The 23,678-nt window shown below is 42.7% G+C and carries 21 protein-coding genes; 9 read left to right on the top strand and 12 right to left on the bottom strand.

The genetic code is table 11. The features are described 5' to 3' along the window. The first annotated feature begins 151 nt into the window (after positions 1–151). A complete protein-coding gene (locus BVU_RS19915; protein WP_012055968.1) occupies positions 152–1,177 on the top strand; it encodes a glycosyltransferase family 2 protein in 1,026 nt (341 codons plus the stop codon). 20 nt (positions 1,178–1,197) lie between these two features. Here the strand turns inward: BVU_RS19915 and BVU_RS19910 are convergent, their stop codons facing one another. After that, positions 1,198–2,148 carry a glycosyltransferase family 2 protein gene (locus BVU_RS19910; protein ID WP_005843129.1) on the bottom strand — a complete coding sequence of 317 codons (951 nt, stop codon included), beginning with the start codon at positions 2,146–2,148 and terminating at the stop codon, positions 1,198–1,200. A 612-nt stretch (positions 2,149–2,760) separates the two neighbouring features. Between BVU_RS19910 and BVU_RS19905 the strand changes: the two genes are divergently transcribed. Genes BVU_RS19905 through BVU_RS19885 form a run of 5 tightly spaced genes read left to right on the top strand, consistent with a single transcriptional unit; the run spans position 2,761 to position 7,846 of the window. Further along, positions 2,761–3,942, top strand: coding sequence for a glycosyltransferase (locus BVU_RS19905; protein WP_005843131.1), 1,182 nt, complete (start codon positions 2,761–2,763; stop codon positions 3,940–3,942). Next, the gene (locus BVU_RS19900; RefSeq protein ID WP_005843132.1) at positions 3,929–4,792 is read left to right on the top strand and encodes an ABC transporter permease; all 864 of its coding nucleotides are present in this window, start codon (positions 3,929–3,931) and stop codon (positions 4,790–4,792) included. Before BVU_RS19905 ends, BVU_RS19900 begins: the two co-directional genes overlap by 14 nt. A 13-nt stretch (positions 4,793–4,805) precedes the next feature. Continuing rightward, entirely contained in the window at positions 4,806–6,077 is a 1,272-nt protein-coding gene (locus tag BVU_RS19895; RefSeq protein WP_005843133.1) for an ABC transporter ATP-binding protein, read from the top strand. Positions 6,078–6,092: 15 nt separating this feature from the next. Then, positions 6,093–7,010: an O-fucosyltransferase family protein gene (locus BVU_RS19890; protein WP_005843134.1), complete on the top strand. Its 918-nt coding sequence runs from the start codon at positions 6,093–6,095 to the stop codon at positions 7,008–7,010. Positions 7,011–7,030: 20 nt separating this feature from the next. After that, the gene (locus BVU_RS19885; RefSeq protein ID WP_005843135.1) at positions 7,031–7,846 is read left to right on the top strand and encodes a glycosyltransferase family 2 protein; all 816 of its coding nucleotides are present in this window, start codon (positions 7,031–7,033) and stop codon (positions 7,844–7,846) included. Positions 7,847–7,863: 17 nt separating this feature from the next. Here BVU_RS19885 and BVU_RS19880 read toward each other — a convergent pair whose 3' ends face one another. Genes BVU_RS19880 through BVU_RS19830 form a run of 11 tightly spaced genes read right to left on the bottom strand, consistent with a single transcriptional unit; the run spans position 7,864 to position 19,479 of the window. Continuing rightward, positions 7,864–8,811 (bottom strand): glycosyltransferase family 2 protein, encoded by a 948-nt coding sequence (locus BVU_RS19880; protein ID WP_005843136.1) that lies wholly within the window; start codon positions 8,809–8,811, stop codon positions 7,864–7,866. A 3-nt stretch (positions 8,812–8,814) separates the two neighbouring features. Next, positions 8,815–9,639: a DUF4422 domain-containing protein gene (locus tag BVU_RS19875; protein WP_005843137.1), complete on the bottom strand. Its 825-nt coding sequence runs from the start codon at positions 9,637–9,639 to the stop codon at positions 8,815–8,817. Further along, the gene (locus BVU_RS19870; RefSeq protein ID WP_008671350.1) at positions 9,624–10,235 is read right to left on the bottom strand and encodes an acyltransferase; all 612 of its coding nucleotides are present in this window, start codon (positions 10,233–10,235) and stop codon (positions 9,624–9,626) included. The genes BVU_RS19875 and BVU_RS19870 overlap by 16 nt, the downstream gene beginning before the upstream one ends. A gap of 4 nt (positions 10,236–10,239) precedes the next feature. Continuing rightward, on the bottom strand, positions 10,240–11,400 hold the full coding sequence (locus BVU_RS19865) for a glycosyltransferase family 2 protein (RefSeq protein ID WP_005843139.1): 1,161 nt from the start codon (positions 11,398–11,400) through the stop codon (positions 10,240–10,242). A 7-nt stretch (positions 11,401–11,407) separates the two neighbouring features. Beyond that, complete coding sequence (locus tag BVU_RS19860) at positions 11,408–12,532, bottom strand: glycosyltransferase (protein ID WP_005843140.1); 1,125 nt, start codon at positions 12,530–12,532, stop codon at positions 11,408–11,410. Then, positions 12,529–13,434: a glycosyltransferase family 2 protein gene (locus tag BVU_RS19855; RefSeq protein ID WP_008671344.1), complete on the bottom strand. Its 906-nt coding sequence runs from the start codon at positions 13,432–13,434 to the stop codon at positions 12,529–12,531. The genes BVU_RS19860 and BVU_RS19855 overlap by 4 nt, the downstream gene beginning before the upstream one ends. After that, on the bottom strand, positions 13,415–14,875 hold the full coding sequence (locus BVU_RS19850) for an O-antigen ligase family protein (protein ID WP_005843143.1): 1,461 nt from the start codon (positions 14,873–14,875) through the stop codon (positions 13,415–13,417). Before BVU_RS19850 ends, BVU_RS19855 begins: the two co-directional genes overlap by 20 nt. Before the next feature lie 3 nt (positions 14,876–14,878). Continuing rightward, the gene (locus tag BVU_RS19845; RefSeq protein ID WP_012055965.1) at positions 14,879–17,026 is read right to left on the bottom strand and encodes a GumC family protein; all 2,148 of its coding nucleotides are present in this window, start codon (positions 17,024–17,026) and stop codon (positions 14,879–14,881) included. A gap of 5 nt (positions 17,027–17,031) precedes the next feature. Beyond that, entirely contained in the window at positions 17,032–17,895 is an 864-nt protein-coding gene (locus tag BVU_RS19840; RefSeq protein ID WP_005843145.1) for a TolC family protein, read from the bottom strand. 36 nt (positions 17,896–17,931) lie between these two features. Further along, complete coding sequence (locus tag BVU_RS19835) at positions 17,932–19,107, bottom strand: sugar transferase (protein ID WP_005843146.1); 1,176 nt, start codon at positions 19,105–19,107, stop codon at positions 17,932–17,934. A 6-nt stretch (positions 19,108–19,113) separates the two neighbouring features. Next, entirely contained in the window at positions 19,114–19,479 is a 366-nt protein-coding gene (locus tag BVU_RS19830) for a response regulator transcription factor (protein ID WP_012055964.1), read from the bottom strand. Between the two features lie 355 nt (positions 19,480–19,834). Between BVU_RS19830 and BVU_RS19825 the strand changes: the two genes are divergently transcribed. The 3 genes from BVU_RS19825 (at position 19,835) to xylA (ending at position 23,643) form a co-directional block, all read left to right on the top strand. Further along, positions 19,835–20,569 (top strand): NUDIX hydrolase, encoded by a 735-nt coding sequence (locus BVU_RS19825; protein WP_012055963.1) that lies wholly within the window; start codon positions 19,835–19,837, stop codon positions 20,567–20,569. Between the two features lie 172 nt (positions 20,570–20,741). Beyond that, on the top strand, positions 20,742–22,235 hold the full coding sequence (locus tag BVU_RS19820; RefSeq protein ID WP_005843149.1) for a xylulokinase: 1,494 nt from the start codon (positions 20,742–20,744) through the stop codon (positions 22,233–22,235). 91 nt (positions 22,236–22,326) lie between these two features. Continuing rightward, on the top strand, positions 22,327–23,643 hold the full coding sequence (gene xylA / locus BVU_RS19815) for a xylose isomerase (protein ID WP_005851486.1): 1,317 nt from the start codon (positions 22,327–22,329) through the stop codon (positions 23,641–23,643). The last annotated feature ends 35 nt before the right edge of the window (positions 23,644–23,678 follow it).

Here is a 23,678-nt window from a genome sequence, read left to right as displayed (position 1 = left end):
TATCCGTTTTTTTATGGAATGTCGGCTGTATTCGGAGTAAAAAGTGGGTTTCAATGGATGAAGATGGGGCTATTTAGTAATTAAAGTCTTTGGAATGTTGTGAGTATCATTTGTTTTTGCGAATATTGCATTTTATAATGATTAGCAGATAATGATGAAAGAGATAACGGTGGTGATGCCGGTTTACAAGGTGGAAAAATACGTATCAGAATGTCTTGATTCCATAATCAACCAAACTTTTGATTGTTTTGAGTGTATCATCATTGATGATTGCTCTCCGGATAACAGTATGCGCCTGATAGAGGAAAAGCTGGCCGGATATAAAGGGAACATCAGTTTTAGGATCGTGAGAAATGAGAGGAATGAAGGAGTCTCTGCGGCAAGGAACAAGGGAATAGAACTATCCCGGGGTGGTTATCTTTTTTTTATAGATTCGGATGATATGCTTTATGAGAATTGTCTGGAGAAATTATGGGAGGAAACGAAAAGATATCCGGGGATTGACTTGGTGCAGGGGGATTCTTATTCAGAAGGGATGGAAAACAAAAACAGTGATTTGCAAAGATATACGGAAGGACGGATACGTATCAACAAGCTGTTTCTGGATTCGAAAATAACATCCACTCCGGTCAACAGATTGATCAGAAAGGAGGTGCTGACAGAGAATGCCATTTATTTCAGGACGGGCATTTTGTTTGAGGACTTTTTGTGGTGCTATTTTCTGTATAAAAAGGTGGAAACGTTTGCTTCCGTCAATTCTTTTACTTATTTCTACAGGCGTTCAAATCCTTTCTCAACCATGAATAAGGCGAAAACGGACTTTGACAAGCCGGCAAAGGATTTTATTTTTATCTTGACTGTTTTTAATGAGCACATGGAACAGGAATTGTATGCTGAAAATATCTGTTTCATTTTGAACAAGTTGATGCCGGTGGTGTATAATGCTGCTGTAATAGGGGTTACAAGGGAAAGTAATGATGCGATAGATAAGTTTAAAAGAAATCTGATAAGGAAGCATTGCAGAGAGTTCCGGCCTATGGAGGTTTTGTACGAATTGAATTTGTTCTATCCTTTTTCTCTGCTTTTGAATTGGGGGATTTACAGACATCACATATTGTATAAATACGCTAATCTGATCAAATTGTATTATAAGATATGGGGAAGGTTGTACCGTTGAATCTTCTTGTGTAATGAATATTATTCCCTTAGGTTGGTAGTCTTCTTGTTACATTGGTTGTCGGTTTCTTTTGTGGCCGGCTCATTCATATGTGACAGGATAGCGGAAAAAGCATAATATAATTCTTTGAATGCTTGCAGGCGGAAGAAAAACAGGTATTCAAAAAAGTATTTGGCGGGGAGCCATTCTTTTGTTTTTGCCGAAGGGATACACCACGGAAGTGGTGACAGGTAATAGTGGATTTTTTCTTGTCGCAACAGTCTGTTGCATTTCATGCTTGCGTTAAACCGTATGATTAAACTCTCGCGGTCTTGTTTGGACATAGCAAGGGACTGGCCGGATTCGGTACAATAATAAATGATTCTTCTGTCTGTGGTTGCTTTGGGGGCATATATACCGACAAGGCATGAAAAATACACATCGTTGGCTATTCTTGTTTCATCGAATTGAATGTGGAATGTTGACAGGAAGCTGCGCCTTATCATTTTGCCCCAAGGAACTTGAGATTGGTATCGCAGTTTGTTTTCCGGGTTTACATCATTGAAGAAGTTGGTATAGTAAGTTCCGCGTCGGCTTTCTTGGGACGGATTGTCGGACATGACAAAACGTACATTGAAATAGATGACTTCATGGGGGCTGTCCATGTATTCGTTTAAGATAGTAAAACAATCGGCTGTAAAGAAATCGTCTGCATCTGCAAAGATAATCCATTTGCCACGGGCGTGGGAGAGCCCTATGTTCCGTGCGTATCCTGCCCCTTTTCCCTCCTTAGTGAACAGGACTTCCGTATTTTTTCTGCCGTTTCCCGGAAAATGAGAAAAATCGACAGATTCGGAATTGCTGTTGTCATCAATGATAATGATTTGAATTTCATCCCAAGTGGGAATTGAGCACAGACAGCGTTCCAGAAGACGGGGGGTATTCTTGTGCGGAATAATGATGCTGTAATGGTAACTTGTGTTCTTTGTCATTCTTCTTCTTTTTGCAAAGATATTGATTTATATTCAGCATCATGCATTATCTTGATAATATCTCGATGAGTATGAGAATCTTTCACTGGAAATTCGGGGTGATAATGCCCTCATGCCCTCATTGTGTGCACAACTGGTTGTTTATGAACTATTTGTATAGTGATGGTAAAAATTGTAGCTCTCACTTATGCTCTCATGCCCTCACTGTTTTTTGGAGCAGAATTTCATATAATCTATTTGTTATCAGTAATATATCCTTTTTTATAAGTTGTTCCGATTTAATATGAAGTAGGATGTTCTCAGGCTTTTTCTTTGCAAAAAGTGTGTCTGAAGGGGGGATACCTCTATGGAATATGGCAAATTTCCGATGGCAGTAAAAAGATCAGGAGGTTTTTAAAAAAGCTCGCCATCTTTTTAAAAAAGAACAAGGTCTTTTTTTTATTTGACCTGTTGTTTTTGGGGGAGCAGGATTTCACATATGTACGTGCCGCTCTATACGTATGTACGTGCCGCAGATACCTGCTTTGTATTATATGATATTCTTTCTTCATTCCGCATTTATTTTCATTTCTTTATTGTATCTTTGCGAAGAAAGAGTGTAATCTAAATTCCATGAGAATATTATTTTATTGTGATACTGTCTTCAGTTTCGGCGGAGTACAGCGTGTGTTGGCTGAAATAGCCAAGGCTTTGTCCGGAAAACATGAAGTCACGATACTGACCACGGATACTTGTACGGACTTGTCGATGTACGGATATGCCGAAAGTACCGTGCGGTTTGATTCTTTCTCTTATTCCGCCTCCTCTTTCATCGAGCGTTTGTTATGTAAAGGCTATAGTTTTTTATATAAACATGGGTTGCCTCATACCCGGCTGACTTCAGAATGGTATGCTGCCAGTTTTTTCCCTTCTTCTTATAAACGGACATTGGCAAGGAAAATAAATGCCCGGCAATGTGATGTAGTCATCGGGGTACATGCTTTTATGGCTCTGCACCTCTCTGCAGTAAAGAGTCGGATCCGGACAAAGACTGTTGGGTGGCTGCATAATTCTTATGAAGCATTCTTTGAGAAAGAAACTCCCTATTTGCCGGGATTGGATTGCTTTTTTCAAGTCCAGATGGGGAAATTGGACGAGAGGGTGGTTTTAAGTCATGCAGATGCCGGTTGTTTCTTTCGGAAAATGAACCTGTGCTGCGAGGTGATATACAATCCTCTGACTGTACTGCCTAAAGGTCGGGGAAAGAAGGAATATAGAAGGATTTTGGCGGTCGGTCGTTTTTCATTCGGACATAAAGGATTTGATATTTTAATAAAAGCTTTTTCTGTTTTTGTGAAAACTCATCCGGACTGGACACTGGAAATTGTGGGGGAGGGTCCTGAGGAAGCGCTTTACCGTTCATTGATCAATGAATATGAATTGGAAAAGAGCATCGCGCTGCATCCTTTCACGAAAGAGGTGCAGGAGTATTATGCACATTCCAGTATGTATGTGCTGAGTTCCCGTTGGGAGGGATTCGGCCTGGTGATGATAGAGGCTATGGCGCACGGGTTACCTGTTATTGCATCTGATTTACCGATAACGCGCGAGTTGTTGAAAGACAAAGATATGGCCGTTCTTTTTGAAACAGGGAATATAGCTCAGCTGGCCGGTTGTATGTCGTATATGGCTGATCGGACGGATTGGGAATGGATGGGAAATAAGGCGGTGGAGTATGCTGATACATTTCATATAGAGAAGGTATGTGACAGTTGGAATAATTTACTAAAAAAAGTAGTGTATGGTACAAGATGAACAGGAAAAATGGGATATTGTGATCAAGCCTCGGTCCGGTTTGTTCCGGTTGGATCTGGAAGAGGTATGGCTGTATAGGGATTTGCTGGTAATGTATATCAGACGGGATATCGTCACTTTTTATAAACAGACTGTTTTAGGACCGTTATGGTTTGTTATCCAGCCACTGCTTACTACCGTCATGTTCATGTTTGTTTTTGGCGGTATTGCCGGTATTCCTACCGACGGACTTCCCCAACCGCTGTTTTATATGGCGGGCTTACTTTGCTGGAATTATTTCTCGGAGTGTTTAAGCCGCTGTTCGGATACGTTCAACGCCAATCAGAATGTATTTGGAAAAGTATATTTCCCTCGTCTGGTGGTACCCTTGTCCATCGTTATATCTTGCATGATAAAGATGGGCATTCAGTTCGGATTGTTCGTTTTAATTTATATTTACTATTTGTGCAACGGATATTCGTTGATGGTCAACGGATATGCTTGGTTGGCTCCCTTGCTGCTGCTCATGTTGGCAGGACTTGGTTTGGGGTTCGGATTATTGATATCCTCCTTGACGACCAAGTACCGTGACTTGCGTTTCTTGATTACTTTCGGGGTACAGTTGTGGATGTATGCCACTCCGGTTATTTACCCTTTGTCCGTGATGAGGCAGAGTCATGAGCAGTATATGTGGATCATTGTGGCGAACCCGCTGACTTCCCTTATCGAAACATTTAAATTCGGATTCTTGGGGGTGGGGACTTTCAGTTGGTTCCACTTAGGCTACACGTTGGTGTTTACAGTGGTGATAATGCTTTGGGGGATGGTGACTTTTAATAGAGTGCAACGTAGTTTCATGGATGTGATTTAAAAGAAGGGACAGAATGGGAAAAATAGCGATAGAGTTTCAGAATATCAGCAAGCAATATGCATTGGGAAGCATCGGAACCGGCACGCTGAGCCGTGATTTGAATCGTTGGTGGGCGCGGATCCGTGGAAAGGAGGACCCGTATCTCAGAATCGGGGAAGAGAATGACCGTTCCAAGAAAGCGACGGGAGATTTTGTATGGGCGTTGAAAGATATTAATTTCCATGTGGAGGAAGGTGAAGTGCTGGGTATTATAGGTAAGAACGGTGCGGGAAAGTCCACTTTGTTGAAAATCCTTTCGCGGGTGACTTCTCCTACTGCCGGTTGTATCCGTGCACGGGGGCGTATTGCCTCTTTGCTGGAAGTGGGTACAGGCTTTCATCCCGAAATGACAGGACGGGAGAATATTTATATGAATGGTTCCATCATGGGGATGACCAAGGCGGAGATTACCCGCAAGTTGGATGAGATTGTGGCTTTCGCCGGTGTGGAGAAATATATCGATACTCCAGTGAAACGTTATTCTTCGGGTATGACCGTGCGGTTGGGATTTGCTATCGCCGCCCATCTGGAGCCGGAAATTCTGGTGGTGGACGAGGTGTTGGCAGTGGGAGATGCGGAATTCCAAAAGAAGGCTATTGGCAAGATGCAGGATGTGTCGAAAGGAGAGGGACGGACAGTCTTGTTTGTCAGTCATAACATGGCAGCGGTAAGAAGTTTGTGTACAAAAGGAATATGCTTGGAAAATGGTACCGCGGTTTATCAAGGGACGGTTCATTCTGCCATCGATTATTACTTGAAAGAGAAAGGGACGGTCCGGAAAAGTAAAATTATAGATTATGTGGGTTGGACGAAAAATACGCTTCATATAGATTGCATTGAGATAAACGGAACGGAATGTGCCTCTTCCACTATTCATGGAGGTCAGAATTTTCTGACTGTGAAAATACAGGGATATTCTGAAGAGGATATGATGTATGATGTAATGCTGGTTTTGAAGAGCAGGACGGAAGTGCCTTATGCTACTTATGCTCCGGGACATTATTACGGGAGTATCAGTCATTTACCTAAAGGGGATTTTTGCATCGAGAGGCGTATAGAGCTTCCGCCTGTGCTGAGTAAAGGTGTCCTGCAGGCAGATTTGTTTATACATCATCCTATGGTGGAATATTATTTGAAAGCAGTTCGTTGCTGTTTGCTGGAATGTGAGGGGTTTCAAAGTGGATTCGGGCATGCACTGACACAAACGTCCAACGGCTTTATCGGATTGGAGGATATAAAAGTTTGATCATTATGTTCTATTATGGAGATGGAGAAAAAAAGAATCGTATATAGTTTGACTGGAAGAGGGTTGTTCTCAGAGTTGTCTAACCTTGCTTTGGCATTGGTCTATGCGGACTATAATCAGGAAGAGCTGACTGTCAATACAAGGAACTGGAATGCAAGGGTAGAGAAAGGCTGGAGTGATTATTTCGAATCGGTCTTGCCAGACTGTAACGGGGTGATGTGTTCGCAATATATTGTTTATAAAAAGGGGAAACCTTGGTGGGGAAATATCTATTATAATCCGTCCGCTTTTTTCCGGTATTATATTTTCTATATGATGAATAGGATATATCTGTTATTTCATCCGGAAACGGAACTAGGGAATGAGGTCTTTCTAAAAATGAGATCGGAGGATTTTCTGGAGAAACTGGAAGATATCAGAAATGATTATGGCTCTGCCTTGCGGAAAATATTAAAATTTAATGAAAAGACAACCGGCTATATAGAAAAAAGGAAAAGCGAGATGAATTTGCCGGTAGATTACATAGCGGTACATATAAGGCGGGGAGATAAGATAGTTTCCCGTGAGATGAAGGAACTTGGTTTGTCTCTTTATATTGATGCTGTTAAAGGGAAGAAGCATATCAGCCGTAATGTGTTTATAGCTACGGATGATGGTTCTGTGACGGATAAGTTGAAATCCGTACTGGTTGCCGAAGGATTTAATGTTTACTGGAACACAGCTGTGACACAAACAGGATTTGACGAGTCTTTGTTTAATACAAAGGATAAAAAAAGTAGATATATAGATACGTTGAATATGCTGTTGGATATGGATATTCTGATCCATTCTTCATTTTTTATCGGTACTTATACTTCGAATGTCAGCCGGATTGTGCCTCTGTATGTCGGATTCGAAAAATCGCTCAGTCTGGATGACGAATGGAAACTTTAGATTGTAAAAAGCGGAAAATTATGTCACAAAGAAAATTTTCGATTATAACCATTAATTATAATAATAAAGAAGGGTTGAGGAAAACCATAGAAAGTGTGGTCGGCCAGTCTTTTAGGGATTTTGAGTATATTATTATTGACGGAGGGTCTACGGATGGAAGTATTGAAGTGATAAAAGAGTATGCCGGTAAAGTGGACTATTGGGTATCGGAGCCGGACAAGGGTATTTATCATGCCATGAATAAAGGAGTTTTACAGGCGCATGGAGAGTATTTGAACTTTATGAATTCCGGTGATGAATTTTATAACAATGGTGTGTTGCAGGAGGTGGCACCTTCATTGGACAGCGATATTGTTGTTGGAAAAATAGTGCATGGCACAGAGGTGTGGGGATTTCATAAGGAGGATATAACGCTGATGGATTTGATTCGGGGAACTGTATTGCATCAGGCTTCATTCTTCCGTAAAGAACTTTTTGATGAAAACAGGTATGACGAGAGTTATAAGATTGTATCCGATTGGAAATTTTATATTCAGACCTTGATATTCAACAATGCGACGTTCCGCAATATTCGTTCCATCGTTTGTAGGTTTGTACCCGGAGGGGTCAGTGAAACGGATGCCGGAACAAGAGATATGGAAAGAAAGCGGGTGTATAAGGAGTTGTTTCCGGATAGAATGATGAAGGATTATATAAGACTGGAAAAGGTGGAATCTCCTTTATTGGAACTGATTCCCGAACTGAATAAAACTGCGGGCCTTCATCAGATGGCATACAAATTGGTCTGTGCCTTGTTGTGGGTGCATGGAAAGATAAAACGGGTGCGTGTTAAGTAAGCAGTAAATTGGTCTTTTCACTTGAGCCATGCCCGCAGGATAAGTCTGATGCCATATAGCGCATACTTTATTTTTAGAGAAAGTGGAAGATGTATATAATTGTTTTTTCTGATTCTTAGCATTCTGTCCCATAATTCATTGAAGGGGATTTCCCGTGAGTGTTGGGTATAGAACAAGAACGAACTTTTTATGTAATCGGCCGACAAAGCACGTAGAATATAGGTGGGGAATGTGGCCGAAAGTGAAGTCATCAGGTCGAATGCATCCATGAAAGTGCACAGTTTGGGGGTGTAGTTTTTTTGCGACAGGTTCATGGCGCTTGATTTTCTTGTGACATAGTGATAATAGGGGGAAGTGGTGTATGCGGCTGATTGGCAGTGGCTCAGGTATTGAAAAATAAAGAGCCTGTCTTCATTATAATAAATATGTTCATTGAATTTTAGGTGATGTTTGTCAATGATTTCTTTATGATATAATTTATCCCATAAGTTTCCTTTGTATTTGTAATGCCTGTCGTTAAACAGGGAGTGAATGGCTTCCCACTGGGTTAATTTGCCGGATTTCACTTCGTTGATGTGGTAAATCGGACGACCATCTTCATTTTCAATGATATATCCGCAAGTAGCCAGACCGGCTTCGTTTGTCCGGATAAGTTGATAAAGAGTGGCTATCATATCCGTTTCTATCCAGTCGTCGCTATCCATGAAAGCTATATATTCTCCTTTTGCGGTTTCCAGTCCTTGGTTTCGTGCATGGCTGACTCCTTGGTTCAGAGTGTGTATTACCTGTATTCGTTGGTCCTTGCAGGCGTATTCGTCACATATTTTCCCGCTTCCGTCCGTACTTCCGTCATTAACCAGCAGTACTTCAATGTCTGTCAGTGTCTGGTTTAAGACGCTGTTGATACACAAAGGCAGGAATTTTTCTGTATTGTATATAGGGATGATGACAGAAACCAACGGCATAACTTATAATTCTGTGAGTTTATAAATAAGATCATTCTTTAGTCGGCGAAGCGTATAAAGCAGGTTGCTCGGATTCTGAAACGTTTCTTCCAAGGGCATGATGACGGGAACATACTTTATCTTTAACCGGTGCCTTATGCAATAGACATTGATCAATCTTTCTGATAAATAGCCGAACAGACGTGCCTGATCCGGATAGGCGGACAGTTTTACCCGTTTTTCTAATTCAAACAATACGCTGAATAGCCACTGGGAGTATTCGTCAAAATGTTTCCGTCCGGTGATGAACATATTATATCCGGAATAGGCATTGCAGTGATACATGAATGTATGAAAAGCTTCAGCATATTCGGGTGTGAGGTGTTGAATGACTTCTTTCAGCAAATTGAGGTCATTGACTAGATGGAATATGGCGTATTGTGTAGCGACGTTATAGGGATAATGACGCTTGGGAGAGAGGATGATGTCATAATCATTTAATAAGGTTTCTAAATCAGGAAATCGGTAAGTTTCTTTTAGAAATGAATCTATGTTGATGAAACTCCTGTCTGGTGAAAAAGCCGGAAACGGGCGATGAAAATCAAAGAAGCGCCTGTAATGATTGAGCCCTATAATGTCACACTTTAGATTTTTCCAAGCCCAATAATGGGCGGTTAGTTCACAAAAGTGAGGATTCCTGTCGGATATATTATCTCCTGTGTTATCTAGTACAGGGAAGAATCGGGCACTGGTTAGGGAGGCCCCCACCTGTATGGGACAGAAGTACTCATGCTGTGGTAGCCGGCTGTCCTTATGGGCACATACTAATATTTTTATATTTTTTCCCATGTTTGTGATTGAGGGTTATAGCGTTTGATAATGCGTGCGGGATTTCCTACCGTGACACAATAGTCGGGTATGTTTTGGGTAACCACACACCCGGCACCGATAAAACAATGTTTGCCGATGGTGATTCCGGGCAGTACAATCACGTTGGCTCCTATGATGGTATGTTCTCCGATGTGGATAGGAGAAGTGGTGATACCTTGTTCGATGATGCCTTGAGTGATATCCTGGTAATTGTGATCTAATCCTATCAGGACTACGTTTTGTGAAATATTGACCCCGTTGTCTATCCGGATGGGACCGATGACCGTATTGCCGAGTCCTATCCGGCAATAATCGCCGATTACGATGTCGCCTACGGCATTGTTCAAGCAGGAGAAATCTTCCACTACCGAATATTTTCCCATCTGGAACAGGTGGAACGGTGGAAGGTCTTTCCGTACACTGGAATAAATGACTGAGCCCCGGCCTTTTTTTATGTAGAAAGGCTGCCATACGCGTATCCACCAATAGGGGCGTGTCTTTACCGGATGCATGATGAAACCGTGTATCCGTTTTTTCCATTGCGGGTGTTGCTGTAAGTACTCTTTTATATTCATAATTCTATCCATGCTGTGTATGGTTGAACTTCTGTGCCATTCCTTTCAAGTGAAACAAGTTGAGAAGCATAATGATTACAAAATAAGGTGTCTGCCTGAGGATTCTGCTCATGTATTTATATCTCATATTGGACGGAATGGCCAGGTATAACGCACCGTTCAGCAAGATAAGCAAAATCCACCACTTTATGGAAGAAGCCGGAGAGAAAATGCAGAGAACACATGAAAAGAATCCGATGAGCGCCAACAGAATGCTGCGGGGGGCGATAAAGGCTTGGAGGGTTTTCAGCAGATAATCTCCGTTTCCGTTCAGTAAGGCTGTGGGGAGGTTACGTCCCATTTTTAATGCAAGGAAAAGCTGGGTGGCTATCCAGCGGCGGCGCTGGTTACGCAAGGCATCCGGTTGCCGGACTTTTTCGTCCAATGTTTCTAGGGTGTCTATATATTCAATGTGAATGCCTTGACGGAGCAGGAGTTCTTCCAGTTCTTTGTCTTCGCCCGTACTATGGGTATGGATGATGTTCCGGACAAACCATCGGAAATCGAAAGCCATTCCGGAGCCGGTAAGGGCAGATGAAAATCCCAGCCGGATGTGTCCCTTGCGGAAGATGGAATTGTTCATCTCTTCGATGGCGGCATCCAATAGGGCTATGTCTGTATTCATATTTTTGGCTTTGCGGTGTGTCTGTATGGCTTTTATACCCTGTGAAACTGCCTTATTCAGTTCTTGAAGATAACAGGGTGAGATCAGATTATCGGCATCCAGTATGAGGACATAATCGTATGGCTGGTCTGTGATGGTCTCTGCTGCAATGCGCAGGGCTTTTGCCTTGGAACTTTCCTTTTCATGCAGTTCTATCAAGCCGATGCGTTCTTTGCGCAGTGAGGCATTGGTTTCGGGACGCATGTGGTCGGATATGACTATCAGGTCGTAAAGCTCTGCCGGATAAGTTTGGCGCAGAACGGAAGTGACGCAGGCGTGAATGACCGCATCCTCTTTATAGGCGGGAACAAGGATGATAAAACGTTGCCGGACAGTAGTCGCGGGATATTTCTTTTGTTTGAAGAAATGAGAGGCGGCAGAAAACAGGACTATATACCCCACACTGACGGAAAGGTAGATATATAGCGTATATTCCATGATATGTATAATTTCCGATAGCATGGGGCTTTTATTTTTTCTTTCTTAAAAGCATATTGAATATCATGCCTGCCGCCAGAAAGGGGATAGCTTTCATGGCTTTGTTGAATTTGCTGTCCACCAAGTAGTTTGGAGTGGCTATTGCCATAGTCAATAAGAAAGTGAGTAATAATCCCCACCATTTTAGGCAGGCGCTCCAGTGGAAGTATACGGACAGGAAACTGAACAGGAGGAGGATACCTAGCAGGATGGTGCGAGGGAAAATGAACCATTGCAGAATACGGTCGGCATAATCAAATTTTCCACTTAAAATGGCGCCGGGCAGATTACCGATATTGGTGAACAGGGAATAATATTGGGTTTTAATCCAAGTGCTATGTTGGGTATAGAATTTTTTCTTTCCACTATTCTTCAAGGCATATACATGGGTATTATTTAAATATTCCACATATATCCGTTCGCGGAGCAGCAAGGATTCGATGACTTTTTCATCGTCATCGTCTTTTAAATGACGGATGTTTTCTTTGAACCAAGTGAAGTCTATTGCGGTTCCGGAGCCGTTCAGCGAAGCTGAAAGTCCCAAATTGACATGCCCCGCACGAAGAATGGAATTGTTTATCTCGTCGGTGATGGCATTCAATATGCTGACATTGCTGGGTCTTTCCTGATAGATGCGATGGGTTTGGATGGCATTGGAGCCGCTGGCATACGTATTGTTGACAACTTCAAGAAAGTTGGTGTCCACTACATTGTCCGCATTCATGATTAAAACGATATCGTATTGTCCTTCTTGTAATTGTGACATTGCAGCTTTGACAGATTTCATTTTTGAACTTTTCTTGAATCTGGCTTGCAACAGGGTGATGGGATATTGTGCCAGTTGTCTGTTTGTTTCCGGCTTCAGGTGGTCTGAAATGACGATAATGTCATAGCAGTCTATAGGATATTCTTGTTGCAGAAATGATTTGACGGTATAGGGTATGTAGTCATCGTCCTGATAGGCCGGTATCAGAATGGCGAAACGGTGTTTTACTCTTGATTCGGAATATTTGTCGGTGCGGTTGCCTGTTGCCGCTATGGCGTACACCAGCAGGTAAAAAACAGTAAAGGCACATATCGCGAAAAGTAGTAGTTCTATGTATGCTAGAAATATCATGGCTGTTTGTCTTTGTTTCTAAGTTTGAAAAATGCTTTTGTTCCCTCCCAATGTGCTTTGGCTATGGCTTTCTTTCCTTTTCCCAAGGCGGTCAGTATGTTTTTGGGACATACAATCATTGTCTGGTATAAGATGGAAACCGGAAGTTTCCAGTCAAAGAGATTGCGGTAGGCATATAATAATCTGTTTCTGCTCAGGTAATAGTATTTCAACGGACTTTCTTTTCCGGTGGAGCTGCTGTCCTTGTGCCATATTTCGCAAGCGGGATCGTACCATAGTTCGTAGCCTTCCCTATTGATATAGGTGCACCAGTCCAGTTCCTCATAATATAGAAAATATTCTTCGGGCATCAGGCTAAGCTTGTCTATTATTGTTTTTTTCAGTAACATGGCGGCACCATGCAGATAAGGCGTTTTTTGGGCGGGGTAGTGGTCTTTATTTATTTTCCCTTTGCCTATGGCTCTGTTTCTTAAGGTAATGGGCGAAAGTTGGGTGTATCCTGCAAATTGTATGGCGTGCGGTTCTGCATAATCACGGATTAACGGGGAGACACCTGCTATCTTGTCGGAGGACAGAAGGCGTTTTATCAACAAGGGTATGGCATCTTTGACCATACAAACATCATTGTTCAGCAAGAACAGGTATTTTCCTTTTGCAAGGTTTATACCCAGATTGTTACCTCCGGCGAATCCTAAGTTCCGCTCACTGCGTACGGCTTGGATAAAAGGATATGTTTTTTGTAGCAAGGCGGCTTCATTGGCAGTGGAACCATTGTCAATGACTATCATTTCATAACTGACAGAGAATACAGTGGCTGCCCACGAGTCAATGAATTCGCAGGTGTCGTGAAAACCGTTATAGTTCACGGTGATGACGGATAGGTCAGGCTGTCGGTAGTCCATGTATTTCTGAGTATTGTTTATCTAAATAAGGTCCTAAAAAAACAAAGGTGAAACAAGAATAAATCAAGATTCCGTTAGGAAACTGGAAATAAACCATATTGGCGTAAGAAGCTACCAGTATGCCTGCACAACCGCATAACATACCTGTCAGCGGTCCCCGGATTTCCGGATTTCGGATTTTGAATAAAAGGATGTAGGAGCCCGATAGAAATAGAATGGCATGCATACCCAAAAACACACACAGTCCCACTATTCCCATCTGTTTCCATACATCTACCAGACTGGAGTCTGAAGGACAGATGGAAACGAAATAATATTTGTTATGGGGAGGAACTACCCCGTCTATGGCTCCCATGCCTATGCCGAAGGGCATTTCATCCATGTAGGCATTCAGTGCTTTCTGGTTCTCGAAACGAGCCATCATCGATTGATCCTCTGTGTCAAAGACAGTACGCATACGACGGATCAACTTATTGTTCTCTCCGATCTTGGTATATTTCAGCATTCCTATCCCTCCGGCAAGCAGGATAAAGGAGATGATGCCTATTTTCCAACTTTTAGACAGGAACAGAAAGAGCCCCAGCCCTGCAATGGGTACAGCTATGGCCGATCGGGTTCCCGATATTAACAGACCATAAAATCCTGCCATACCCACTATTAAATAGAAGAGTCTGAGAAATAGGTTCTTTGTATAGAAAAAAGTAAGCGTGAAAACAGTGCAGGATAATCCCATACTGGCACCGAAAAGACCCGCGTCAGTGAAAAATGAGAAATAGCGGATGCCGGAATGGATAAAATGGGTACGTGCTCCGTAGGCCCACAACCAGCTTAGCTCGGTACTGTCAAAACCTTTGTTCTTTTGCCAATATCCTTTTGCGGCAGCCAGTAGGGTCATGATACCCCATAGTATTAAAAAATAATGGATAAAAGTGTAGCGATTGCAGTGTATGGATAGAATAATACAGGTCAGAATAGGGTATAAGGCCCAGGGTCTTAAAATACGAAGCCATGCTTCCATGTAAAATTCACCGGTTATACCATTACCTATGTTGATGATACAATATAGCAGCCAGACCAATGTGATGCAGGTATAGACGTTTAGTATTTTCCTGAAATGATGATTGCTTTGCAACTGTTTCAGAAGAATAAGGGCCAACATGATGCCGTAGAGCAAATCAAAGATATTGGTAATGGCAATAGGGATGGAATGATATCTGTTAATTCCCATTATCAGGTAATTCAGCATAAAGGTGATGGCCAGCAGAATGACGGGTCTGTTTATGCATATGAAGATAAAAAGCGTGGCAAAAGGTATGAACCCTATTGCAACTCCTATGGAGGGCTTCATGTTGAGGGCTGTCCATAGGCATAAGCACAGTCCGATAATGAAGCTGGCCAGAATTTGACCTGTATGGGTTATATTTATTTCTTTTGCTATCATTATCTATTTTCCTTTGTATTCAATGGCGGTCAGTCCGAGTTGGAACAGCCTGTATTCCATATTCTTAAAGTTCGTGTAAGGAGGTAATTGTCCTGTAAAGTCTTCCACTGTATTTCTGTCTGCTTGTGTCAGATAGAAAAGGAGGGGTACTTCTTTTTGTTTAACTTGTAACAAATGCTCATACAGTGCCTGATCCGTATTTTTCCAAGTACGGTTGGCACGGACAACCAGCAGATTGATGGATGCTTCATTTAACAAAGCCGGAGGCAGAGGATTGCTTTTCAGGACCGGGTGCTCGATTAGAAGTATTTCATCCTTTTCCAGATCGGGACATAGTTCTTTCAAATTGTTTGCCTGTACATATTGGCTGTCTTCGCTTAGAAAATCTTCATCGTATGTAATGCGGCGGACGTTTAGACCGATGCTGCTCCAGTATTCCTCTATCAGGCGGGCGACATGGGTCTTTCCGTCTTTCTCTTCTGTACTTAACAGATTGATGACCCGCTGTTCCTGTGTATTTAGATGAGGCAATAAAGCGGTGCTGAGTTGCTTGACGGCCATTTCGTTTATGGCTTTATTATAACGTCTGTATCTTAACTTGCTTTCTTTAGGATATGCGCCGATAACTGTTCCTCCGGTGATTCGTTCTGTACGTATTTTGTCTCTGAGGGTACGGTCCAGTATTTCGATAATCAGAAAATAGCCAATGATGAAAAGTAAAGTCCCCAGTATGGATGCAAGTATAATCATGCGTGCATTGGTGGGGGAGGAGGTCAGTGGAAACAGGGGCGGATTCATGATTTTTAATGAAGCCGAGGTCATTTCCAGGTTCTTTTGTCGCAAGATGGCTGCATTCAAGGCTCCCATGGTAGACATATAGTTGCTTTCCACAAAGCCGATATGCCTTTCTTTCCGGCCCAGGGTAGCGCCGATGGGGGAGAAATAAAGGAAATCTTTATTTAAATTCTCTCTCATTATATCTCGTGCTTCCATTTGGGCTTTAGTCTTTTCGGCAAGAACTACTTGGTCAAGCCATTGGCTGATGAGTGTCTCATAAGATACATTGTTTGTACTTGCGGCTTCGGCACTTAGTTTCAGGGCAAGATTGTTGATGTTTTGTTCGGCGTTACTTAACATGTTTTTTTGTTCTTCCAGCTTTTTCCGGTTCTTTTCGTCCGGAGTGATTTCCATGGTTGAGATCTGGGGGTTCAATTGGGACATTTGATGAAGTTTGTCCATAAACTCATTGTTGGTACGGATCAATTTGGCTACATCACCTAATTTATATTCATAGAAATCGATCAACGCCTTACTGGTGGAATAATTGACAAGCAAATCATTGTCCATCATCTGGTAAGTAGCGTCCATGCTTGCCACCTGTTTGGTTTGTTCTCCGTAGTTGATGATGCGGTTTTCTATATTGTACTCGATTAAAGAATCCTCGGCGGCAGTCAGCATTTTGCCCAATCTGGCCAGTTCTTCTTGAAAGAACTTGATCACATTGTTTGTTTCTCCATAGCGTAGTTCATGGTATTGTTTGACAAACTCTTCATTCAGAATCTCAAGTGTGTTATAAGCTATTCCCGGATCGTTGGCACTATAAGCAATCTCGATCATATCACTGTTTCCCAACCTGGCTACTTTTATATGTTGTGAGAGTAGAGGTACGCTGAAATAAGGGTGGGTATAATTGAGTAGTTGGTAGATGAAATTATTGACGGACGGGCGTTCAAAAGCTACCAGATTATGATAGGTCTTCTCTTCGTTTTGCTTGTCTATCAATGCCTGTAACTCTCGTGGAATACCGGAAACCAGCTGCTGGTAGTGTATGGCTGAAATATAACTGGTGTTTCTTTCGGCATCTCCATAGACCAGACAGCGGGCAAGCAGTTTCAGAGATACTATTTTTAGTGTGCGTTCCGTTGTAATGATATTCATTAAATTACTCATGTGCACGGTGGCGTTCCGGGTATCGGTGGCATCTACGTTGTATCCGGAGATGATTCCTGTAAAGATGGTGGTTTTCACATCATACGTTTTTTCCAGATTTCTGGTAAGAAACCATGCTATGATACCGGCTATACATGGAAATATAACCATCCACCAACGGATACGGTAGATAAACTTGACTATGTATTTAAATAATTCCATGCTTCTTATTCCTTTTTGTCTTTTTTCTTACTTTGCCTCTTGTTTTCTTCCTGTTCCTGTATCGTTGTTTCTTGAACGTCCTTTTCTCCTTGTATGGTCAGGATGGGGGTGTGGGAGATTATTTCAAGGGTCAGCAGCTGGTCGTTAATAGTAGAGCGTAGTAAGGCAAAGTCTTGATTAGCGGCAAATTCCTGTTCTTTAGTCTTGGCCACATCATGAATAGAGGTACGTCTGTTTCTATATTCCTGTTCTGCAACAGCCGATGCGCCTTTATATAAAGCTATATTTTCAGCTGATCTTTGCAATGTTTCTATATTGGATAAAATCTGGACATATAAATGAGCTATTTGTATTTTAAGGGTTTCGTATGCTTCCTGTTTTCTTAACTCGGCAATATCCACCTGGATTCGCTGGCGCTTGATTCCTCCCCGGAGGTCGAACAGCTTTTCAAAAGGAATACTGATGCCGCCTCCCACATTCCACGAAGTCTGTTCTGTACCTACATACCTGTAAATAAGTGGGGTGTTGACATCCGTATTGCTGGCCACATTGTCTGCTATACCGTAAGAAGCACTTCCGCCGGCATGGATAAACCCCAGCCAGTTCCTTTTCTCTTTCGATAGTAACTTTTTCTGTAACTGTTTCTCCTTCTCTAAAATCTGTAAGCTTGGAGTGCTGCGTGCATTCTCATAAAGGACACTTAACGGAGGCAGCTTTATCTTTGCATAATCCACATTCATATTCCCCAATATATCATCCTGTGTCACAAGAGGTTGTTGTACCGGTTGTGTTTGCTGCTCTTCCTGTTGTGCGCTTAAATGGTGGATAGAACAATACATACAGATGACAAAAAGACATACTTTACCCATATAATAAATCCCCTTTTTATTCCTAAAACAAATTATTTAAACATCTCCTTTTTGGACAAAAGCTGTCAAAGTCTTGAACAGGATTTTCATATCCAGGAAAAAGGAGAATTCTCTACCGTATTTCAAATCTAATTCTTTGCGTTCTTTAGCGGATAATTTTCCGGCATCCCCCCGTTTTTCCACCTGCCACAAGCCGGTCAGCCCGGCAGGCGCCATGAAGCGTTCGATACTTTCATCGTTTGTCAGGCGTTCGGCTTCATAGAGTGGAAGAGGACGGTTCCCCACCACAGACATGTCGCCTTTCAAGATGTTGACCAGTTGAGGTAACTCATCCAGGCTGTATTTTCGTAAAACGCGTCCTACCTTGGTAACCCGCGGGTCTTTTTCTATTTTTATGAAAGGACTTTCATCCAGTGCGTTTTGTCTGGAAATAAACTCTTCTTCCGGAATGATGAAGTCATCGGAAACCAGCATTCCGCCGTTATCTATAACACCGTCATCTCCAAACATCAGTCCTCCTAATTCTTCCATCGAGAAATCTTTGGCAATCTCCGGAGTGCCTTCCGGCTGGTACTGGTTCTGACCGGCAAGGTCTTTCAGCTTTTTATCGGCGTCCGTATACATGGAACGGAATTTCAGGAAATTAAAAATGGTATAATTCGTTCCTACCCGTTTGGATTTGTAAATAACAGGTCCTTTGCTTTCCATACGTATGGCTATGGCAATCAGCAGAAAGACTGGGGACAGGAAGACTAACGCTGCACCGGAGAAAAGGATATCGAAGCAGCGCTTCCATTGGGGAAGGATAAAATGCCTCACGTCTTTTTTCTTCCGGTTATGTGCATATAGCAGTTCCTGCCGTTTATTGATGATGTCTATTTTCTGCCTTAACCGGGCGGTGGTGATGTTCAAACTGACGGTATCGTTTATTCCGCTGTTCAGATAGACTTTGCTGGCTTCGGGAGTCAGTCTGTCCGTAATGAGTACGACATATGCCTGATAGAACTTTTTCCTGAAAGCACCGATCTGTTCAATATCTCCGTTCATCTCCCCTTGTTCGTGAAGGACAATGATGTTCTCACGTACTTTCAGTCTGATACAAATTGTAATGGCATCCTGGTAGTTTTGGGCATAAATCATCTGGACATTTTCGAGCTTGCTGAATTTACGCAAAAAATCCTTGTTCTTTCCTATATAAAGCAGAAAGGTCATGCTGATTTACTCAATGATTTTCTTAATTCTTACTTTTAACTCCATGGGATTGAAAGGTTTGACAATATAGTCTTCCGCGCCTTCTTGTAACAGGCGGATGCGTTCTGTGGTACTGTCTTCGCTGCTTAGCATAACCACCGGAATGTGTTTGAATAACTGATTGGATTTTATCCATTCCAGAAACTCGTCTCCACGCATTTCGGGCATACGGATATCTGATATAATCAAATCTGGTATGTTACCTTCCTGAGGCCATTTTACCCCTTCGATGCCATTCGGTAACCAAATACAATCATAATCACTGGCCAGATAGATTGAAAGGACTTTTGCAATTGCTATTTTGTCGTCCAAGACCAAAATTTTCTTTCTCATAGAGTAATCTTTAGATTTTAATGGGCAAAAGTAAAGAAAATTATTGTGAATAAACAACTTTATTCTATTAATTTTTTGGCGTAAAGATTGCTTTTCCTTAACCAAGTGTCTGAAATAGGGGATTGAATGGAATAAAAGCCCTTTGGAAAAAGGGAAAAAAGAAGACGGGACAACTCCTGTACATTATATATTGTAGTGTATATGATAAGATTAAGATGTGATATTGTATGATGGATGATATTTATTATATTGAAAAATAGTGTTTTGGAACATAATAAAAATAAATATATTGTTTTGTGTAATTCGAAAAATAGTATTTATCTTTGCTGCCGGAAATGATAAAAGCCATATTACTATGTCGGAAATAAACCAGACGATTAATTTACATGTATCTGTGGACTGTGTGCTGATTGGGTTTGATGGAGAGCAGTTCCGTGTCCTGTTGGTAAGGCAGGTGGGGAAACAGTCCGAGGACGGATATAATAACATGAAGTTGCCGGGCAGCCTTATCTATGACGATGAGGATCTGGATGAGGCGGCCAAGCGGGTGTTGAATGAGTTGACGGGCCTGAAGAATGTGAAGCTTACCCAGTTTAAGGCGTATGGATCGAAAGACCGTACCCGTAACCCTAAGGATGTGCTGTGGCTGGAACGTTTTCATCGTTTGGACGAGAAGAAAATAGACCGCATTGTGACTATCGCTTACCTGACACTGGTGAAGATTGACAGACGGTTCGAACAGCTGTCTGATAAATACGATGCTTGCTGGACACCTGTGACGGAGGTGAAAAGCCTGGCGTTCGACCATTTCCAGATTTTGCAGGATGCATTGGTGCATATACGCCATTATGTGGAATATGTTCCTTCCGCAATGTTCGACTTGCTTCCCCGGAAGTTTACGGCGGCCCAGTTGCGGACTGTCTATCAGTTGATTTATGATAAGGTGTTTGACGTAAGGAACTTCCATAAGAAGATAGCGTTGATGCCATATGTAGTACCTTTGGAAGAAAAACAGGTAGGTGTATGCCACAGGGCGGCACGCTTCTATAAGTTCGACCGTTCAATATATAATAAGTCGGGAACGAAGTGATAACAGACAGATAACTTTAGCCTTGTTGTGATTGCTGTGAGAATACTCCGCCTGGTCGTTTCGGGGAATCGGTATATGTTTTGGGATTCTTCACCGGCCTTTCCTTGGAAGGATAATGCTGATAAGCATCGGGACAGAGACTATTATTTTAAAATTCTTAATTTTCAATTAAATGTACCTATTAGGTTATGATATTGGCAGTTCGTCGGTAAAGGCGAGTTTGGTAAATGCAGAGACCGGAAAGTGTGTTTCTTCTGCATTCTTCCCTAAAACAGAGGCTGCTATTATGGCTGCCCGCCCCGGATGGGCTGAGCAGGATCCGCAAAATTGGTGGGAAAATCTGAAATTGTCAACTCAGGCTGTCATGGCCGGGAGTGGGATCGGTCCGGATGGAATTGCCGCTATCGGTATCTCTTATCAGATGCACGGACTGGTTTGTGTGGATAAAGGGCAAAATGTATTACGTCCGGCTATTATATGGTGTGACTCACGGGCGGTTCCATACGGGCAGAAAGCGTTTGAGGCATTGGGGGAAACGCAATGTCTTTCTCATCTGCTGAACTCTCCGGGGAATTTTACCGCTTCCAAACTGGCATGGATTAAAGAGAATGAGCCTGCTGTGTACGAACGTATTTATAAAATAATGCTGCCAGGCGATTATATCGCTATGAAACTGACGGGGGATATTTGTACCACGGTGTCCGGTTTGTCCGAAGGGATGTTCTGGGATTTTCAGGCAAATGATGTCGCGGGCTTCCTGATGGATTATTATGGATTCGACCGTTCGCTGATAGCTGATATCAAACCGACTTTTGGCGAGCAGGGACGTGTAAATGCATGGGCTGCCAAAGAATTGGGCCTGAGAGAGGGAATTCCTGTAACCTATCGCGCCGGAGACCAGCCTAATAATGCTTTGTCGCTCAATGTGTTCAATCCGGGAGAGATTGCTTCTACGGCAGGAACATCGGGAGTGGTATATGGCGTGAACGGTGAGGTGAATTATGATCCGAAATCCCGGGTGAATACTTTTGCCCATGTAAATCATACTGCCGAGCAGACCCGTCTGGGAGTGTTGTTGTGCATCAATGGTACCGGTATATTGAATTCGTGGGTGAAACGTAATGTGGCTCCCGAAGGTATTTCTTACAGTGATATGAACAGGCTGGCGGCACAGGCTCCTGTCGGCAGTGCCGGAGTAAGTATTCTTCCTTTTGGCAACGGGGCGGAGCGTATGCTGGAAAATAAAGAGACAGGATGCTCTATATGTGGAGTTAATTTTAACCTGCATGGAAAGCAGCATATTGTTCGTGCCGCACAGGAAGGGATCGTGTTCTCGTTTAAATACGGCATTGATATCATGGAGCAGATGGGTATCCCTGTACAGAAGATTCATGCCGGACATGCCAATATGTTTCTCAGTCCTATCTTCCGCGAAACGTTGGCGGGAGTGACAGGGGCTGTAATCGAACTGTATGACACGGATGGATCGGTGGGCGCCGCCAAGGGGGCCGGCATAGGCGCGGGTGTTTATAAAGATAACAACGAGGCATTTGCCACATTGGAAAAACTGGAGGTGATAGAGCCTGATGTGGCACAGCGCACTGCTTACGATGATGCGTATGCCCGCTGGAAATCCAATCTGGAGAGAGCGATGGCTGCCTTTTAAGGACCTTCGGATAAAGAAATGGCTATCCGCCTGCGTGTTGAAAAAAAATAGTAGATAAATTAGAACAAGTTATTAAAATAAGTAAAGAATTATGGCTACAAAAGAGTATTTTCCCGGTATAGGAAAGATTAAATTTGAAGGTAAGGAAAGTAAGAACCCGATGGCGTTCCGTTATTATGATGCTGAAAAGGTAATTAACGGCAAGAAGATGAAAGACTGGTTGAAGTTTGCTATGGCATGGTGGCATACGTTGTGTGCCGAGGGCGGTGACCAGTTTGGCGGCGGAACAAAGAAATTCCCTTGGAACGGTGATGCCGATAAGGTGCAGGCTGCCAAGAATAAGATGGATGCCGGCTTTGAATTCATGCAGAAAATGGGAATCGAATATTATTGTTTCCATGATGTGGACTTGTGTGAGGAAGCCGATACAATCGAGGAATATGAAGCGAATCTGAAAGAGATAGTTGCTTATGCCAAACAGAAACAGGCTGAAACCGGAATCAAATTGTTATGGGGTACGGCAAATGTTTTTGGTCATGCACGCTATATGAACGGGGCTGCTACAAACCCCGAATTTGATGTGGTTGCCCGCGCTGCTGTCCAGATAAAGAACGCTATTGACGCTACCATCGAACTGGGTGGCTCCAATTACGTGTTCTGGGGTGGACGTGAAGGGTATATGTCTTTATTGAATACAGATCAGAAGCGTGAGAAAGAACATCTGGCTCAGATGTTGACCATTGCCCGCGATTATGCCCGGAGCAAAGGGTTTACAGGTACTTTCCTGATTGAACCCAAACCGATGGAGCCGACTAAGCATCAATATGATGTGGATACCGAAACTGTGGTAGGGTTCTTGAAAACTCACGGACTGGACAAGGATTTCAAGGTGAACATTGAAGTGAATCATGCTACGTTGGCTGGTCATACATTTGAACATGAACTGGCTGTTGCGGTAGATAACGGAATGTTGGGATCTATTGACGCTAACCGTGGCGATTATCAGAACGGATGGGATACAGACCAGTTCCCTATCGACAATTACGAACTGACCCAGGCCATGATGCAGATTATCCGCAATGGCGGTTTGGGTAATGGCGGTACCAACTTTGATGCCAAGACACGTCGTAACTCTACTGATCTGGAAGATATCTTTATCGCCCATATTGCAGGTATGGACGCTATGGCGCGTGCATTGGAAAGTGCTGCTGCTTTGCTTAATGAATCTCCTTACTGCAAGATGTTGTCAGACCGCTATGCTTCATTCGACAGTGGCAAAGGCAAAGAATTTGAAGAAGGCAAGCTGACACTGGAAGACGTAGTGGCTTATGCTAAGCAGAATGGTGAGCCCAAGCAAGTAAGCGGTAAGCAGGAATTGTACGAAGCCATCGTAAATATGTATTGCTGATCCGGCCGGAATGGTATTGCACAAGTTTTACCCTT

The sequence above is a fragment of the Phocaeicola vulgatus ATCC 8482 genome (assembly GCF_000012825.1).
In the GTDB taxonomy this organism is placed as follows: Bacteria; Bacteroidota; Bacteroidia; order Bacteroidales; family Bacteroidaceae; genus Phocaeicola; species Phocaeicola vulgatus.
Note: the sequence above shows the minus strand (reverse complement) of the source record. Positions and strands in the feature narration are given on the sequence as shown.

Excerpts from the sequence above, each read along its gene's own strand:
- BVU_RS19905 (WP_005843131.1), top strand. The coding sequence starts at position 2,761 with ATGAGAATATTATTTTATTGTGATACTGTCTTCAGTTTCGGCGGAGTA.
- BVU_RS19865 (WP_005843139.1), bottom strand. The coding sequence starts at position 11,400 with ATGCTATCGGAAATTATACATATCATGGAATATACGCTATATATCTAC.
- BVU_RS19870 (WP_008671350.1), bottom strand. The coding sequence starts at position 10,235 with ATGAATATAAAAGAGTACTTACAGCAACACCCGCAATGGAAAAAACGG.
- BVU_RS19830 (WP_012055964.1), bottom strand. The coding sequence starts at position 19,479 with ATGAGAAAGAAAATTTTGGTCTTGGACGACAAAATAGCAATTGCAAAA.
- BVU_RS19860 (WP_005843140.1), bottom strand. The coding sequence starts at position 12,532 with ATGATATTTCTAGCATACATAGAACTACTACTTTTCGCGATATGTGCC.
- BVU_RS19875 (WP_005843137.1), bottom strand. The coding sequence starts at position 9,639 with ATGGGAAAAAATATAAAAATATTAGTATGTGCCCATAAGGACAGCCGG.
- BVU_RS19840 (WP_005843145.1), bottom strand. The coding sequence starts at position 17,895 with ATGGGTAAAGTATGTCTTTTTGTCATCTGTATGTATTGTTCTATCCAC.
- BVU_RS19890 (WP_005843134.1), top strand. The coding sequence starts at position 6,093 with ATGGAGATGGAGAAAAAAAGAATCGTATATAGTTTGACTGGAAGAGGG.
- BVU_RS19895 (WP_005843133.1), top strand. The coding sequence starts at position 4,806 with ATGGGAAAAATAGCGATAGAGTTTCAGAATATCAGCAAGCAATATGCA.
- BVU_RS19820 (WP_005843149.1), top strand. The coding sequence starts at position 20,742 with ATGTACCTATTAGGTTATGATATTGGCAGTTCGTCGGTAAAGGCGAGT.
- BVU_RS19910 (WP_005843129.1), bottom strand. The coding sequence starts at position 2,148 with ATGACAAAGAACACAAGTTACCATTACAGCATCATTATTCCGCACAAG.
- xylA (WP_005851486.1), top strand. The coding sequence starts at position 22,327 with ATGGCTACAAAAGAGTATTTTCCCGGTATAGGAAAGATTAAATTTGAA.
- BVU_RS19900 (WP_005843132.1), top strand. The coding sequence starts at position 3,929 with ATGGTACAAGATGAACAGGAAAAATGGGATATTGTGATCAAGCCTCGG.
- BVU_RS19915 (WP_012055968.1), top strand. The coding sequence starts at position 152 with ATGATGAAAGAGATAACGGTGGTGATGCCGGTTTACAAGGTGGAAAAA.
- BVU_RS19825 (WP_012055963.1), top strand. The coding sequence starts at position 19,835 with ATGTCGGAAATAAACCAGACGATTAATTTACATGTATCTGTGGACTGT.
- BVU_RS19880 (WP_005843136.1), bottom strand. The coding sequence starts at position 8,811 with ATGCCGTTGGTTTCTGTCATCATCCCTATATACAATACAGAAAAATTC.
- BVU_RS19835 (WP_005843146.1), bottom strand. The coding sequence starts at position 19,107 with ATGACCTTTCTGCTTTATATAGGAAAGAACAAGGATTTTTTGCGTAAA.
- BVU_RS19885 (WP_005843135.1), top strand. The coding sequence starts at position 7,031 with ATGTCACAAAGAAAATTTTCGATTATAACCATTAATTATAATAATAAA.
- BVU_RS19850 (WP_005843143.1), bottom strand. The coding sequence starts at position 14,875 with ATGATAGCAAAAGAAATAAATATAACCCATACAGGTCAAATTCTGGCC.
- BVU_RS19855 (WP_008671344.1), bottom strand. The coding sequence starts at position 13,434 with ATGGACTACCGACAGCCTGACCTATCCGTCATCACCGTGAACTATAAC.
- BVU_RS19845 (WP_012055965.1), bottom strand. The coding sequence starts at position 17,026 with ATGGAATTATTTAAATACATAGTCAAGTTTATCTACCGTATCCGTTGG.